The sequence below is a fragment of the Pseudoxanthomonas sp. LjRoot206 genome (assembly GCF_056175725.1).
The window spans coordinates 281,701-295,098 of sequence record NZ_JBGFFI010000002.1 but is presented as its reverse complement, the minus strand read 5'-3'; the positions used below and the strand labels follow the sequence as shown (position 1 = coordinate 295,098).

Annotated in this window: 14 protein-coding genes and 2 tRNA genes; 7 read left to right on the top strand and 9 right to left on the bottom strand. The window is 68.1% G+C overall.

Annotation, left to right across the window (positions count from 1 at the left end):
• Nucleotides 1-39: 39 nt before the first annotated feature.
• The 3 genes from pgmB to AC04MD_RS06030 form a co-directional block, all read right to left on the bottom strand.
• Complete coding sequence (pgmB, locus tag AC04MD_RS06040) at nt 40-3,021, bottom strand: beta-phosphoglucomutase (protein ID WP_475496401.1); 2,982 nt, start codon at nt 3,019-3,021, stop codon at nt 40-42.
• Nucleotides 3,022-3,291: 270 nt separating this feature from the next.
• Entirely contained in the window at nt 3,292-4,326 is a 1,035-nt protein-coding gene (locus AC04MD_RS06035) for a LacI family DNA-binding transcriptional regulator (RefSeq protein WP_475496400.1), read from the bottom strand.
• Nucleotides 4,327-4,331: 5 nt separating this feature from the next.
• On the bottom strand, nt 4,332-4,781 hold the full coding sequence (locus AC04MD_RS06030) for an iron chaperone (RefSeq protein WP_475496399.1): 450 nt from the start codon (nt 4,779-4,781) through the stop codon (nt 4,332-4,334).
• 304 nt (nt 4,782-5,085) lie between these two features.
• Between AC04MD_RS06030 and AC04MD_RS06025 the strand changes: the two genes are divergently transcribed.
• Complete coding sequence (locus tag AC04MD_RS06025) at nt 5,086-5,718, top strand: OmpW/AlkL family protein (RefSeq protein WP_475496398.1); 633 nt, start codon at nt 5,086-5,088, stop codon at nt 5,716-5,718.
• 70 nt (nt 5,719-5,788) lie between these two features.
• Here AC04MD_RS06025 and AC04MD_RS06020 read toward each other — a convergent pair whose 3' ends face one another.
• Nucleotides 5,789-6,346 carry a DUF1453 domain-containing protein gene (locus AC04MD_RS06020; RefSeq protein WP_475496397.1) on the bottom strand — a complete coding sequence of 186 codons (558 nt, stop codon included), beginning with the start codon at nt 6,344-6,346 and terminating at the stop codon, nt 5,789-5,791.
• Nucleotides 6,347-6,376: 30 nt separating this feature from the next.
• Nucleotides 6,377-7,261: a DMT family transporter gene (locus tag AC04MD_RS06015; protein ID WP_475496396.1), complete on the bottom strand. Its 885-nt coding sequence runs from the start codon at nt 7,259-7,261 to the stop codon at nt 6,377-6,379.
• A 77-nt stretch (nt 7,262-7,338) separates the two neighbouring features.
• On the opposite strand from AC04MD_RS06015, the gene AC04MD_RS06010 reads away from it, so the two are divergent.
• From AC04MD_RS06010 to AC04MD_RS06000, 3 genes are read left to right on the top strand one after another with little or no spacing between them, the layout of a single operon-like run.
• Nucleotides 7,339-8,037, top strand: a complete 699-nt coding sequence (locus AC04MD_RS06010; protein WP_475496395.1) for a DUF2306 domain-containing protein — start codon at nt 7,339-7,341, stop codon at nt 8,035-8,037.
• A 30-nt stretch (nt 8,038-8,067) separates the two neighbouring features.
• A complete protein-coding gene (locus tag AC04MD_RS06005) occupies nt 8,068-8,550 on the top strand; it encodes a YajQ family cyclic di-GMP-binding protein (RefSeq protein WP_475496394.1) in 483 nt (160 codons plus the stop codon).
• The gene (locus tag AC04MD_RS06000; protein ID WP_475496393.1) at nt 8,543-9,106 is read left to right on the top strand and encodes a DUF1415 domain-containing protein; all 564 of its coding nucleotides are present in this window, start codon (nt 8,543-8,545) and stop codon (nt 9,104-9,106) included. Before AC04MD_RS06005 ends, AC04MD_RS06000 begins: the two co-directional genes overlap by 8 nt.
• Before the next feature lie 67 nt (nt 9,107-9,173).
• Here the strand turns inward: AC04MD_RS06000 and AC04MD_RS05995 are convergent, their stop codons facing one another.
• The 4 genes from AC04MD_RS05995 to AC04MD_RS05980 all read right to left on the bottom strand — a co-directional run bounded on the left by AC04MD_RS05995 (nt 9,174) and on the right by AC04MD_RS05980 (nt 12,172).
• Nucleotides 9,174-9,665, bottom strand: coding sequence for an REP-associated tyrosine transposase (locus AC04MD_RS05995; RefSeq protein ID WP_475496392.1), 492 nt, complete (start codon nt 9,663-9,665; stop codon nt 9,174-9,176).
• 95 nt (nt 9,666-9,760) lie between these two features.
• Nucleotides 9,761-10,501, bottom strand: a complete 741-nt coding sequence (locus tag AC04MD_RS05990; RefSeq protein ID WP_475496391.1) for an HAD family hydrolase — start codon at nt 10,499-10,501, stop codon at nt 9,761-9,763.
• Nucleotides 10,447-11,154, bottom strand: a complete 708-nt coding sequence (locus tag AC04MD_RS05985; RefSeq protein WP_475496390.1) for a pseudouridine synthase — start codon at nt 11,152-11,154, stop codon at nt 10,447-10,449. Before AC04MD_RS05985 ends, AC04MD_RS05990 begins: the two co-directional genes overlap by 55 nt.
• 4 nt (nt 11,155-11,158) lie before the next feature.
• Nucleotides 11,159-12,172: a class I SAM-dependent methyltransferase gene (locus AC04MD_RS05980; protein ID WP_475496961.1), complete on the bottom strand. Its 1,014-nt coding sequence runs from the start codon at nt 12,170-12,172 to the stop codon at nt 11,159-11,161.
• Between the two features lie 219 nt (nt 12,173-12,391).
• Here AC04MD_RS05980 and AC04MD_RS05975 point away from each other — a divergent pair, with 219 nt between their 5' ends.
• The 3 genes from AC04MD_RS05975 (at nt 12,392) to AC04MD_RS05965 (ending at nt 13,085) form a co-directional block, all read left to right on the top strand.
• Nucleotides 12,392-12,514 (top strand): hypothetical protein, encoded by a 123-nt coding sequence (locus AC04MD_RS05975; protein ID WP_475496389.1) that lies wholly within the window; start codon nt 12,392-12,394, stop codon nt 12,512-12,514.
• A 433-nt stretch (nt 12,515-12,947) separates the two neighbouring features.
• Nucleotides 12,948-13,017 (top strand) — tRNA-OTHER (locus AC04MD_RS05970).
• Between the two features lie 2 nt (nt 13,018-13,019).
• Nucleotides 13,020-13,085 (top strand) — tRNA-Tyr (locus AC04MD_RS05965).
• Nucleotides 13,086-13,398: the final 313 nt, after the last annotated feature.

The following is a 13,398-nucleotide window of genomic DNA, read 5'->3' as shown; positions in this document are numbered from 1 at the left end:
GGTGGCGCCCGCCGCCGCGGCTTCTGTGGCCGCGTGCAGTCAAGGTGAAACGAACGTCCTCAGGTCGAACTCGGCGATACGGGGAATCACGGCGTCGGCATGGCGCAGCGCGCGCGCGTCGCCGATGCCCACGGCGGCCATGCCGGCGGCATGGATGGCTTCGATGCCGGCGGCGGCGTCTTCCACGCCGATGCAGCGGTGCGCGGGCACGCCGAGCGCGGCGGCGACATCCAGGAAAATGGCCGGGTCGGGTTTCGCGCGGACGATGCGGCCCGCGTCCGCGATGTAGTCGAATCGGTCGGCGATGCCGAGCTTGTCGAGCAGCGCCGGCGCGTTGCGGCTGGCCGAGGCCAGGCCCAGCTTCAGGCCGGCGGCGCGCGCGGCGTCGAGCACGTCGCGCACGCCGTCGAACAGGTCCTGCGGCCCGACGTTGGCGATCTCCTGCACGTAGTAGCCGTTCTTGGTGTCGGCCAGCGCGCGCTTCTCGTCCGGCGAATACGTGCGCGGGGCGCGCTCCAGGATGATCTCGAGCGACGCCATCCGGTCCACGCCCTTCAGCCGCTCGTTGACCTGCAGGTCGAACGGCACGCCGATTTCGTCGGCCAGGCGCTTCCACGCGCGGTAGTGCGTGTGCGCGGTATCGGTCAGCACACCGTCCAGGTCGAAGACCAGCGCATCGCAGGCACGCGGGAACGTCGCCTTCGGCGGCGCCGGCACGGCCAGCGGCAACACCGCCTCGCGCCCCGGCGTCAGCGCCACCTCGCTGCCGGCATGGCGGAAGGCGAGCGCGTCGCCCTCGTCCAGCCGGTAGCGCACGCCACGCGTGTCCACGTCCACCCGCAGCGCGCAGCCGCGCCAGCGCAGGTTGAAGCCATAGCCCGTCCACGCCGCCGGCAGTGTGGGCGCGAACTGCAGCCGCCCCGCGACCACGCGCAGGCCGCCGAAGCCCTGCACCAGGCCCAGCCAGCTGCCTGCCATCGCGGCCATGTGCACGCCGTGGTCGGTATTGCCGTGCAGGTCGTCGAGGTCCACGCGCAGGCTGGCGTCGAAGTAGCGCCATGCCTTCTCGTCCTGGCCCACCTCGCTCGCGAGGATGCCGAACACCGGCGCCGACAGCGTGGAATCGTGGGTGGTGACCGCTTCGTAGTAGTCGAAATCGCGCCGCTTGCTGCCCGCATCGATGCCGTCGCCCGCCAGCACCAGCGCCATCACCACGTCGGCCTGCTTGCAGACCTGGTGGCGGTACAGCGTGAGCGGGTGGTAGTCGAGCAGCAGCGGACGGTGCGGCCCTTCGCGTTTCGGGAACGGCCAACGCGGCTTGGCGAGGAAGTCGTCGTCCTGCGGATGGATGCCCAGCGCCTCGTCGACCGGCAGGTGCATGGCATCGGCGGCGCGCTGCCACAGTGCGACTTCGTCCGCATCCAGCCCGATGCGCGACGCGAGCGCGGCCAGCGCCTGCGGACGCTCCGCCGACAACCGCGACCAGGCCTCCACCGCGCGGCGCAGATGCTGTTGCGCCATGCGGTTGGTGTACCAGTTGTTGTTGACCAGCGCGGTGTATTCGTCCGGACCGGTCACTTCATGAATGCAGAACGCACCGCCGAGCCGCGGATTGAAATGGCCGGCCTGCGGCCAAATGCGCGCGGTCTCGAAAAGAATCTCGGCGCCAGCCTCGCTGAGGAAGTCGAGATCATCGCTGGCGTCGAGATAAAGCCCGATCCCGTACGCGATGGCGGCGTTGATGTGGTACGCCGCCGAGCCGCTGGGGTAGTGCGCGGAACATTCGCGGCCCGCGATCGTGCGCCACGGGTAGAGCGCGCCGCGGGGATGGTTCATCGCGCGCGCGGTGTCGCGCGCGCCGTCCAGCGTGCGATAGCGGTACATCAGCATCGCGCGCGCCACGTCCGGCGCGGTGAACGCCATCACCGGCAGCACGAACGCCTCGGTGTCCCAGAAGCAATGGCCTTCGTAGCCCTCGCCGGTGATGCCCTTGGCGGCCGTGCCGGTGATGCCGTCGCGACCGGCCGACTGCAGCAGGTGGAACAGGTTGAAGCGCAGCGCGAGTTCCGCCGCCGGATCGCCGTGCACCGACAGTCCGGCGCGCTGCCAGAACGCGTGCATGGCGTCGGCCTGTGCCGCCGCGATGCCGCCGAAGCCCGCCGACTGCGCGCGCGCGAGCACCGCGTCCACGCCATCGGCCGCGGCACCGTTGCCATCGTCGTAGGCGACGAACTTCTCGATCGCCACCGACGCGCCCGGCGTCAGCGTCGCCACGAAGCGTTGCTCGACGCGACCCGTGCCGGCCTCCGCGCTATCGAAGATGAGGCCGGGCGACAGGCGATGCTGCTGCGCGCAGACCAGGGCCGCCCCGCTGTGGTACGTGCGCTGGGTGAGCCGCGCCTCGCCGGCATCGGCATGCTCGTCCGAGACCTGCAGGTCCTTGCCGCCGTGCACGCCGATCCGCGGATCGTCGCCCTGCTCGATCGCCTGGCGTCCCGTCTCGATGGACGAAACCAGCGTCAGCGGCCCGGCGTAATCGACGGAGGCCACCTCGAACCGGATCGCCAGCAGCGCGCGCTCGGCCAGCGGCACCACGCGTCGCGCCGTGATTTCCAGCGTGTGCCCTTGCGGCGTCTTGAGGCGCAGGCGGCGATCCAGTGCGCCGGCCGCGAAATCCAGCGTGCGTTCGAAATCGAGCCACTCCGCCTCGGCGACCTGCAGGGGCACATCGCCGAGGCGCAGGCGGATGTGCTTGCCTTCGGCCACCGGCACGCGGGTATCGGTGCTGCGGGTGAAGCCCGGGAAACGCTCGTGGTAGTGGATCGGGTTCTGCTCGAACACGCTGGACAGGAAGCTGCCGTCGGTGGCGCTGTCGGCTTCCTCCAATGCACCGCGCACGCCCAGGGTTCCGTTGGCCAGCGCGAACAGGGTTTCGTCGCGCGCCGCCCGCGTGGCGTCGAAGCCGCGCTGCGTGAGCCGCCACGGATCGGCACGGCCTTCACTGGCCCCGCGTTCCGTCATCTCCGCCGCCTGACGTGCTTCCACCGACATCCCCGCTCCCGTTGTCCTGTCTGCCATGACAGCGCCATGGCGGGGCGACGCTAGGAGTCGTTGTTATCGATGTCAAGTTATCGATATCAATGCGTCGAAAGTGTGAATCGAGGCGCATCGAAAGCGAGGCACCGCAGGCACTCAACGCTTTTTTAATCAATCAGTTGCGCGCGCCCGACCCGGCAAGCGGCGGGGCGGATGTCCACCGGGTAGACGCTGCAATGCAACAGCGCCCAGCGCTCAGGTGGCGCGGACCACCAGGTGGGTCGGCAGGGTCTCGGAACCGGCGGCCTCGCCCTCGATCAGGGCGCGGACCTTGCGCGCCAGCAGCACGCCGGCGTCCATGAAGTTCTGGTGGACCGAGGTCAGCGGCGGCACGTAGGTGGCGCCCAGCGGCGTGTCGTCGTAGCCGATCACCGACACGTCCTCGGGCACGCGGCGGCCGCGCTCGATCAGGGCACGGATCGCGCCGATGGCCAGCAGGTCGCTGGCCGCGAACAGGGCGTCGACCTGCGGATGGGCCTCCAGCAGCGCATGCACGGCTTCGGCGCCCGCGCCCACGGTGAAGCTGGCCACGGTCGGCGTCAGCGGCGTGATGCCGTGCCGCGCCAATGCGGCGGCGAAGCCCTCCAGGCGCTCGGCAAATTCGCCATGCGCCGGATCGCCGAGGAACGCGGGGCGCCGCCGGCCGAGCGCGATGAAGCGCTCCGCCGCCAGCGAACCGCCGCGCTGGTTGTCGCTGCCGACGACCACCTGCGATTCGTGCCGGCTGACCGCGCCCCAGACCACCATCGGTCGCCCCCAGCGCTGCACTTCGTGCATGGCGTCCTCGTGCGCGCCCTGGCCCAGCAGGATCACGCCGTCGGCCGCCTGCACGTTCGGCAGCGAACCGCCCTGCAGCGAGGTCAGCAGCACGCTGTAGCCGGTGGACGTGAGTTCCTGGGTGATGCCGCCCAACAGGTCGAGCGGATACGGCCCGGACATCTGCCGTTCCACGGTGGGCTTCATCTCCACCACCACCGCCACCGTCATGCTGCGGCGGAGCTTGAGGTTGCGGGCGCTGACGTTGAACGAATAGCCGTACTGCTGCGCCACCTGCCGCACCCGCTCGCGCGTTTCGGCGTTGACCAGCGGGCTGTCGCGCAGCGCGCGCGACACGGTGATCGCGGAGACGCCGGCCACCTTCGCCAGGTCGGCCATCGTCAGGTGGCCGCCGGGCGAGGGCAGGTCCGTCGCGGCGCGTCCGGTGCGTGGCTTGCGTTTGGCGGGGGGCATGCGGGTCAGGTCCGTGCGCGGCTGGCTTCGTACTGTGCGATATGCGCATCGACCGGCGTCGACGCGATCACGCCACCGATCACCTCCGGCAGCAGATCATCGAGCGCCTTGAAGCGCAGGCAGCTCTTGCCCATGTCCAGCTTCCTGCCGGCGTCCGCGTAGGCGTTGCGCAGCACCACGTCCTGGGCGGAGTTCGCGTAGCAGGTGGTCAGGTACAGCGCGTAGTAATGCTTCTGCGCGGCCAGCGCGACGTACGACAGCGGCTGCTTGTTGTAGGTGGTGGGGTAGCGCGAGAGCGGGATCTCCCAGCTGATCATGCCCCAGCTCATCGTTTCGACATAGCCGTCGGGCAGGTGCCGGTTGACCAGGTCGCGGACGGTCGACACGACCGCGCGCCGCTCTTCCGGCAGCTCCGCCAGGTAGTCGTCGACCGTCTTCGCCTTGCTGCTCGCCATGCGGGGCACCTCTTGTTGCGCGCACAGTAGCGCAGCCGCGGAGCCGCGTCATGCATCGCGACATCCCGACCGCGCCGCAGCCCGCATCGGCGCGCCGCTGAACGAACGCGACCTGCTCGCTCAGCGAGATGCAAGCATCGTGAAATTTCCTGTGAAAGAGCGTTGCGTTGCAGATCGGTTCACCTCGCGACGCAGGAGGCATTCATCCGCGTCTGGTTACGGTGCGCTCTCCCTGACGGCGATGACGTTCCATGATTCGCATCGCTCGACAGGGACATAAGAAAACAGAACAGGAGATTCCTGCATGACGTCCATTCGAACCCTCACGATTGCCCTCGCTTCCCTCATCGCCGTACCCGCCCTTGCGCAGGACGCGACGACCGACACTACCTCCGATGCCTACAACAAGCGCTTCGCCGTCGTCGGCGGTGCCGCCATTCTCAAGCCCGATCGCGATCCGGCGCCCGGCCTGAAGATTGATGGCGATGTCGCGCCTGTCATCAGCGCCAGCTGGTACGCCACGCCCAACATCGCCGTGGAGCTGTGGGGCGCGGCCGACAAGTTCAACCATCGCGTGAAGGCCGATGGCCCGGGCAAGATCGGCACCGTCGACCAGCAGCCGATCGCGTTGAGCGGCCAGTACCACTTCGGTGCGCCTGACAAGGTGATGCGCCCGTTCGTGGGCCTGGGCTATTACGAATCCAACTTCAGCAACGAGACCATCGGCGGCGATGGTGCCCATGTGGGCCTGGAGACCGCCAAGGGCGCCATGGCCACCGCCGGCATGGACTTCAACATCAACGAGACCTGGTTCGCCCGCGCCGATGCGCGCTACATGAAGGGCGACGCCGGCGTGCGCGTGGCCGGCCAGGGCACCGGCGAGGAACTGACGATCGACCCGTGGGTCGTGGGTGTGGGTATCGGCGCGCGCTTCTGATCCATCGCGTCAGCGCGTCGATACGGCGGCGGGCCTTCGGGTCCGCCGCCTCTTTGTGTGCCGCGGACGATCAGCGGGTTCCGTAGCCGCGCAGCCGCTCGAGACGGGCGACGCGCCATTTCACGCACCACGCGTAGACCAGGTAATAGCCCAGCAACAGGCCGCCCACCGCCAGCAGGCTGCCATGCCCGCTCAGCAGCGCATGCGTCGCCGGCACGCTGTCCGAACGCCAGTACTGCACCATCTGCACCGTCCCCCACACGATGCGGCCGGCGACGATGGCCACCAACAGCAGTGCCAGCCAGGCATTGGGCTGGTAGAACACGCCTTGCGGTGCCACCTCCCAGCGCGTCAGCCACAGGCCGAACAGGCCGAGCACGCTGCCCGCCAGCAATCCGATGCCCGCGCCGACCAGGCTGTCCGGCCACCAGAACAGGCCGAAGGCGCTGATCGCGACGAACAGCGCCACCGACACCAGCAGGCTCCACGCGTTGAGCGTCAACAGCCAGCGACGCGCCAGGCGGCGCGCACGGCCGTAGCGGTAGCGCTGCCACAGCGACAGCGGCAGCAACACCACCCACAGCGCGAGCAGCAGGAAGACGAACAGCAGGACGAGGACGATCGGCATGCGCGCATCATGCCGCAAAAGCGGATGAGGTCAGGGATGTTCCGCTTCCACGTGGGCCTTTTCGCGCCGCAACAGGTATAGCCCGCTCGCCACGATGATGCCGGCGCCGATCCAGGTGACGCCGTCCGGCAGCACCGACCACAGCGCGACGTCCAGCAGCACGCCCCATACGAGCGCGGTGTATTCCAGCGGCGCGATCAGCGACGCCTCGCCACGCCGAAAGGCTTCGGTCAGCGCCACCTGCGCGAGCGAACCGGAAACGCCGACAGCGGCGATGATCCACAGGTGCGACGACTGCAGCGGCTTCCACGCCGGCAACGCCAGCAGCCACGCGCCCAGCGACAGCAGCACGACGAACCAGAACACCATCGCCTGCGTGCTGTCGCGCTGCGCCAGCATGCGCACGGTGATCGCGCCCAGCGCATAGCAGATCGCCGCAACCAGGATCGCCAGCCCGCCACCGGTCAGCATGCCCTCGCCGGTGGGCCGCAGGACCACCAGCACGCCGACCAAGCCGATACCGATCGCCGTCCAGCGCGCCGCGCCCACCCGCTCCTTCAGGAACGGCCCGGCCATCGCCGTGACCAGCAGCGGCGCGACGAAGGTGATCGCGTACGCGGTGGACAGCGGCATCGTGCGCAAGCCGTAGACGAAGCCGGCCATCATCGCGACGCCCAACGCACCACGCAGCAGGTGCAGCGGCCAGTGCACGCGCAGGAGCGAACGCGCCGGCACCGTCGCCAGCACCCACACCGTCACCAGCGGCAGCGACGACAGGCCGCGCAGGGCCGCCACCTGCAGCGGCGGATAGTGCGCGGACAGCAGCTTCAGGCCCGCATCCATCAGCGCGAACATGAGCACGGCCGCCAGCATCAGCAGGACGGCGGAGGTGAGCGAGGGACGAGGCGCGGACATGCGCCATTATCGCCCCGGCCGGCCGCGTTCCGGCGACGTGCGCTACCCTGCGCGCACCCACCCGTGCAGGCAGGCCGATGACAGGGACCGCTCCGCGTACCGACGCCTCGCCGCGCTCCCGTCTCGTCCTGCGCCTGGCCTGGGCCGGCCTGTGGCTGCTGCTCGTGATCGCCAGCGTCGAATTCCTGATCGCCGCCTACGGCAAGTACCGGCATCTCGATTCGGCCGCCTATGGCATGTTCATGACGCGACGGGGCTGGCTGTGGATGCACCTCGCCGGTGGTCTCACCACCGTCCTGCTCGGACCGGTGCAGTTCCTGACCCAGTGGCGACTGCGCAATGCACGTCTGCATCGCTTGACCGGCCGTATCTATCTGGTGGGCATGCTGGTGGCCGCGACTGGCGCCGCCGGACTGATCGCCACCTCGCCCGCCCCGTTCGCCATTCGCGCCGCGTTCTCCGCGACCGCCCTGGCCTGGCTCACCACCGCGTTGACCGGCCTGGCCGCGATCCGCCGCGGCGCGGTGGACCGGCACCGTCGCTGGATGGTCCGTAACTACGCGGTGACGCTGGCGCCGATCCTCTTCCGCCTGTCCCTGCCCCTCGCCATTGCGGGCGGGCTGGCACCGTCGCCGACGCTGATCGCGACCCTGCTCTGGTGCAGCTGGATCGTCCCCTTGCTGGCGTGCGAAGCCGTTCGCCGCCTGGCCGGCGTATGGCGACGTACACACACGTCCACACCGGCAGAGGCGGTGCCGCTTCCCGGCGCGCGGTAGAATTCCGCGCCCCGCTACAGGATTTCCTTCATGCCTTCCTTCGACGTCGTCTCCGAGGTCAACGTCCACGAGCTGACCAACGCCGTGGACCAGGCCAACCGCGAACTCTCCACCCGCTTCGACTTCAAGGGCGTGGACGCCAAGTTCGTGCTGGAAGAAAAGCTGATCACCCAGTCCGCGCCCAGCGATTTCCAGCTCAAGCAGATGACCGACATCCTGCGCGCGCGCCTGATCGCCCGTCAGATCGATGCGCGCTGCCTGGACTTCGGCGAAGTGGAAACCAATCTGGCCGGTGCGCGCCAGAAGATCACCGTCCAGCAGGGCATCGAGCAGAAGCTGGCCAAGAAGATCGTCTCCACGATCAAGGACGCCAAGCTCAAGGTCGAGGCGCAGATCAATGGCGACAAGCTGCGCGTCACCGGCAAGAAGCGCGACGACCTGCAGGATGTCATCGCCCTGCTGAAGAAGACCGAGTTCGAACTGCCGCTGCAGTTCGACAACTTCCGTGACTGACGCCCCCGTCGTTCCCGGCGACACGCCCGACCCGCTCGACGCCACCCGCCGCTGGGTGGAACGCGCGGTGATCGGGCTGAACCTGTGCCCGTTCGCCAAGGCGGTGTACGTGAAGCAGCAGGTGCGCTTCGTGCTGAGCGACGCCAGCACGCCGGAAGCGCTGCTCGAAGAGCTGGCGGAAGAACTGGTGCTGCTGCGCGATACCGATCCCGAGCAGGTCGATACCACGCTGATCGTGCATCCGGACGTGCTGACCGACTTCCTGGACTACAACGATTTCCTCGACAACGCGGATGCGGCGGTCGAGGCGCTAGACCTGCAGGGCGAGATCCAGGTCGCCAGCTTCCATCCGGACTACCAGTTCGCCGGCACAGCGCCCGACGACATCAGCAACTACACCAACCGCTCGCCCTCCCCCACCCTGCACCTGCTGCGCGAAGCCAGCATCGATCGCGCGGTGGACGCATTCCCGGATCCCGACGTGATCGTCGAACGCAACGTGAAGACGCTGGATGCGCTCGGGCATGCGGGCTGGGCGAAGCTGTTCGTGGAGTAGCAGAGCGACGCGCTTTTCTGTAGGAGCGACGCAAGTCGCGACCGCACGCCTTCCGCGCTGAGGCGGCTTACCCAAGGCATGCATCCCCCAACCACACCGCATCCCAGTACGGATACTTCCCGATCGCGTCGACCAATCCTGCCCGTAACGGATTCGCGACCACATAACGCGCCGCGACCCTGAGATCTTCGCAAGACCGCATCGCACGGTCATGGAAACCGGAAGCCCATAATCCGCCGTGTCGCCGCTCGGATCGCAGAGCGCGGGACGTGTTGGCTTTCAACCGTTGCACGCAGACGGAAAGGGTTTCGAGAGCGCCCAGCTCGATCAGGCCATGCCAATGGTCCGGCATCAGTACCCAGGCCAGCAGCTGCGATCGATACCACAGGCGCCTGTCCGCGATCGCTCGCGCCGTCTCGTGAGCCATGACGGGGTCAAGAAACAATGGCCTGCGATCGCGCGTAGCGAAAGTAACCAGATACACCTGCCCCTCGACCGAGGTGCGCCCGCGCCGGAGCGCCACATGCCCTGAAGTCTTCTTGCCCGACGAATGTCCCATCCCTCGCAGCTTGTGGAGGGGATGGACATGGATACATCAGTACAAGACTGATATCCATGTGGGTTTTCGCCGTGCGGTCGCGACTTACGTCGCTCCTACAGGGATACATCGGCCGCCAACCGCCGCTCCAGCAACCGCCGCGCATCGTCCAGCGACGGCAGGATGGTGTGGCCCAGCGCGCGCACGGCGTCATCGGGTTCGAGCAGATCGGGAATCTGGATCGGGTACATGCCCGCGGCCAGCGCGGCGCGCACGCCGGTCGGCGAATCTTCCAGCACCAGGCAGTGCGCAGGATCGACGCCGAGCGATGTCGCGGCCAGCAGGTAGATGTCCGGTGCCGGCTTGGGGTGTTCGACATCGCTGCTGGTGCAAATCGCATCGAACCTCGGCAGCAGGCCTGCGGCTTCCAGCTTGCGCAGCGCCAGCGGTCGGCGCGTGGAGGTGGCGACGGCGCGGGGAATGCTGTGGGCGTCGAGGAAATCCAGCATCGCGATGATGCCGGGACGGTGCGGCACGCCCGCCGCGACGACGGCGTCGTACAGCACGTGCGAGCGTTGCAGGATCTGTTCGCGCTCCACTTCGCCGACCGCTTCGTCCAGCAAGTGGCGGCAGACGGCTTCGCTATGCCCGACCATCGACAGCCACAGCACCTCGGGCAGGTCGTGGCCGGCTTCGCGCGCCGCCTCGGCCAGGCAACCGATGATGGCGCGCTCGCTGTCCAGCATCAGCCCATCCATGTCGAAGATCACCGCCGCAGGCGTGAACGGCAGGATCGTCGCGCTCACGCCGCTCCTTCGAACAGCGTGCGCAGGTCGGCGTCGCCGAGGAGACGCCATTGGCCTTCGGGCAGTCCATCCAGCGTCAGGCCGCCCACACGGCTGCGATGCAGCGCTTCCACATGGTTGCCGACTGCAGCGAACATGCGGCGCACCTGGTGGTAACGCCCTTCCGTCAGCGTGAGCTGCGCATGGCGCGGGCCGATGACATGCAGGCCCGCCGGCGCCAGTGGCGTCTGTTCGGACTCCAGCATCAGCGTGCCGCTGGCAAAGATCGGACCTTCGTCGCCGCGCAGGTCCTGCGCCAGCGTGGCGTCGTAGACCTTGGGCAGGTTGGCCTTCGGCGAAATGATCCGGTGCAGCAGCCCGCCATCGTCGGTGAGCAGCAGCAGGCCGCTGGTCTCGCGATCGAGGCGGCCGACCGTGGACAGCACCGGCGAGCGCTCGCGGAAGCGCGAGGGGAACAGGTCGTAGACGATGCGGCCGGTGTCCTTGGTCGAACAGGTGTAACCGACCGGCTTGTGCAGCAGGATCGCCACGCCGGGCGCGGGATCGAGCGGTTCGCCATCCACGCGGATGGCATCGTGGTCGACCGGATCATCGGCGTACAGCACCTCGCCGTCGGCATCGGTGATGCGCCCTTCGCGGAACATCCACTGCACCTGCTTGCGGCTGCCGTAGCCGAGATTGGCGATGTGCTTGACGATCTTCATGCGCTCACCGCCTTGCCTTCGTTGCAGCGATCACCTTGAAACCGTCGCGCTCGCCGGCCACGCGTATCTCGCCGAAGCTTTCGTTCAAGGTCTGCTCGTACGGGAGATGGCGGTTGGCCACCAGCCACAAGCGCCCGCCCGGCTTCAGTGCGGCGGCCGCAGCGGTAATGAAGCGCTGGCCGATGTCCGGACGGTCCGCGCGACTCTGCGTATGGAACGGCGGATTGCTGACGATGAAGTCGTAGCGTTCCGGCAGGCCATCCGTGACGTCGTGCCAGCGGAAATCAAGGCGCGCAGACGATGTGGCGTCGCCCAGATTTTCCTTCGCCAACGCAAGCGCGCGTGCCTCGGCCTCGTAGATATCCAGTGCTGCGATACCCGGGCAACGCTCGAGCAGCGACAGCGACAGGAAGCCCCATCCGGCACCGAGGTCGGCGCCGTGACCGGCGATATCGTTCGGCAGGCAGTCGACCAGCAAGGCGGACGCCGGATCGATGCGGTTCCAGGCGAACACGCCCGGACGGCTGAGGAAGCGTCCGCCTTCGATGCGGCGCGGCGCATCGAGGGCCGTCCATTGCGTCAGCAGCGTCTCGTCCGTGCGCTCGGCCACGGGACGCGTCCAGAACGTACGGCAGTGGAACTTGGTCAGCGTGCCGGCCAAGCCGGCGAGCTGCTTCAGGTCGGCCTCGCCCGACTTCGCGCCTTCGTTGTTGGTCATCGCCGCGACGACGATGCCGCCGGGTGCGACCAGCTGCACCGCGCGTGCCAGCAACGCGCGCGCTTCTTCGCGCTGGCGTGGCGGCAACACCAGTACCAGCGGATAGCGCGCGCCGTCATCGGCCGCGTCGGCCACTACGCGCAGTCCCGCACGCTCGAGCAACTCGGCGTCTGGCCGGAAACTCTGCTCGCAGACGAGATCTGCAAGCGGGAACTGCCGCAGCGCAGCGCCGTCGCGCGCACGCAGGAACAGCACCGGCCCATCAGGCCAGGCGAGTTGGCCCTGCGCGAAGGGCAGCATCAGCGCGTCGAGCGCGGGATCGGAAAATTTTGAGGCCACGGTGTGAGGCGCGAGGGGATGGGGTGCGTCATTCTAGCGGCAGCCACGGGTGCTTCCTTCCGATGCCGCCGGTCGACCATCGAAAATAAAATTAAAAAAGTGTTGCGCTTCGCAAACAAGCGGCGTATTGTCCGCGCCCGTCGGCCTCATGGCCGTTTTTTCACCAGACGAATTTTTCTCATGAAGCCCGCCTATTCCTTCGACAGCAAGCCCGCCCTGCAGCCATCGCGCTGCGGCCTGGTGCTGCACGCGAATGACGGCTATCTGCGCGATAGCGAACGCGCGCGGTGCCTGCGCTTCTGACATCCGACTGACTCCCTGGGAGATCGGTCACCCCGATCTCCCGAGGAACGCGAACGCCCTCGGGTCGCAAGTCCCGGGGGCGTTTTGTTTCCAGCGTTCGCGGAGGATGCGCATGCATCGACCAGGTTCTTTCCATTCCACCACGGAAGTTTCTTTCCGCCCTGGAGCATCCGGGTAGCGCGTCCGCGCGCCCCGAGGCAGGGGCGGGGCTGCGACCGGCGCATGTGCGCCGCGTTGTGATGCTTCGACGCGAGCGGCGCGGGGAATGGACACCACAAGGGCGCATCGCGCCCGAACGGATTGCCGGTTGGCGACAGCCGGCAATGCGGAGCATCGATCGAACACGCTACAGCGGTACGGGTTCCTGTCCCGTCCGGTGCGCACGGTGCTGCCGTGGCGTATGCCGAAGCGTGGGAGAAGGTGTTCCTCGAACGGACGAAAGCTCAGAGGCAGAGCAGCGGCGCAAGCCGTTGGCCACCGGTTCGAATCCGGTTCGTCCACCACTGGATAGCTCAGATGGGTAGAGCATCGGACGGTAAATCCGAGTGTCGCGGGTTCGATTCCCGCTCCAACGCCTGCAAGGGCACATGGCCTGTCACGCCATGACACCGGGACGAAAGTCCCTCCCAGGAAACGCCCCGTGCGGCGCCTCGTCTTTCCGCGATGGAATGCAGGAAGGCAGCGCACCGCAGCGGCGACGGTGCCGGCACCGCGCCCTCGACGCGGAGGCACGCTGCGCTCGACGCGATCTCCGGATGGCGTCGTCGCGACGACGCCTCCGCCGACAGCGCCGGCTGTCCGCACCACCTCCGTCAAGGGGCGTTTCCACCTTCTTCCGTCAACCGCAGGTCGCGGCTGGCATCCCATCGTCACGGGACTCGATC

What these genes read in the sequence shown, in the direction of transcription:
- pgmB (WP_475496401.1), bottom strand. Translation starts at nt 3,021, where the DNA reads ATGACGGAACGCGGGGCCAGTGAAGGCCGTGCCGATCCGTGGCGGCTC.
- AC04MD_RS06035 (WP_475496400.1), bottom strand. Translation starts at nt 4,326, where the DNA reads ATGCCCCCCGCCAAACGCAAGCCACGCACCGGACGCGCCGCGACGGAC.
- AC04MD_RS06030 (WP_475496399.1), bottom strand. Translation starts at nt 4,781, where the DNA reads ATGGCGAGCAGCAAGGCGAAGACGGTCGACGACTACCTGGCGGAGCTG.
- AC04MD_RS06025 (WP_475496398.1), top strand. Translation starts at nt 5,086, where the DNA reads ATGACGTCCATTCGAACCCTCACGATTGCCCTCGCTTCCCTCATCGCC.
- AC04MD_RS06020 (WP_475496397.1), bottom strand. Translation starts at nt 6,346, where the DNA reads ATGCCGATCGTCCTCGTCCTGCTGTTCGTCTTCCTGCTGCTCGCGCTG.
- AC04MD_RS06015 (WP_475496396.1), bottom strand. Translation starts at nt 7,261, where the DNA reads ATGTCCGCGCCTCGTCCCTCGCTCACCTCCGCCGTCCTGCTGATGCTG.
- AC04MD_RS06010 (WP_475496395.1), top strand. Translation starts at nt 7,339, where the DNA reads ATGACAGGGACCGCTCCGCGTACCGACGCCTCGCCGCGCTCCCGTCTC.
- AC04MD_RS06005 (WP_475496394.1), top strand. Translation starts at nt 8,068, where the DNA reads ATGCCTTCCTTCGACGTCGTCTCCGAGGTCAACGTCCACGAGCTGACC.
- AC04MD_RS05995 (WP_475496392.1), bottom strand. Translation starts at nt 9,665, where the DNA reads ATGGGACATTCGTCGGGCAAGAAGACTTCAGGGCATGTGGCGCTCCGG.
- AC04MD_RS05990 (WP_475496391.1), bottom strand. Translation starts at nt 10,501, where the DNA reads ATGGCGTCTCCTCGGCGACGCCGACCTGCGCACGCTGTTCGAAGGAGC.
- AC04MD_RS05985 (WP_475496390.1), bottom strand. Translation starts at nt 11,154, where the DNA reads ATGAAGATCGTCAAGCACATCGCCAATCTCGGCTACGGCAGCCGCAAG.
- AC04MD_RS05980 (WP_475496961.1), bottom strand. Translation starts at nt 12,172, where the DNA reads ATGCTGCCCTTCGCGCAGGGCCAACTCGCCTGGCCTGATGGGCCGGTG.
- AC04MD_RS05975 (WP_475496389.1), top strand. Translation starts at nt 12,392, where the DNA reads ATGAAGCCCGCCTATTCCTTCGACAGCAAGCCCGCCCTGCAGCCATCG.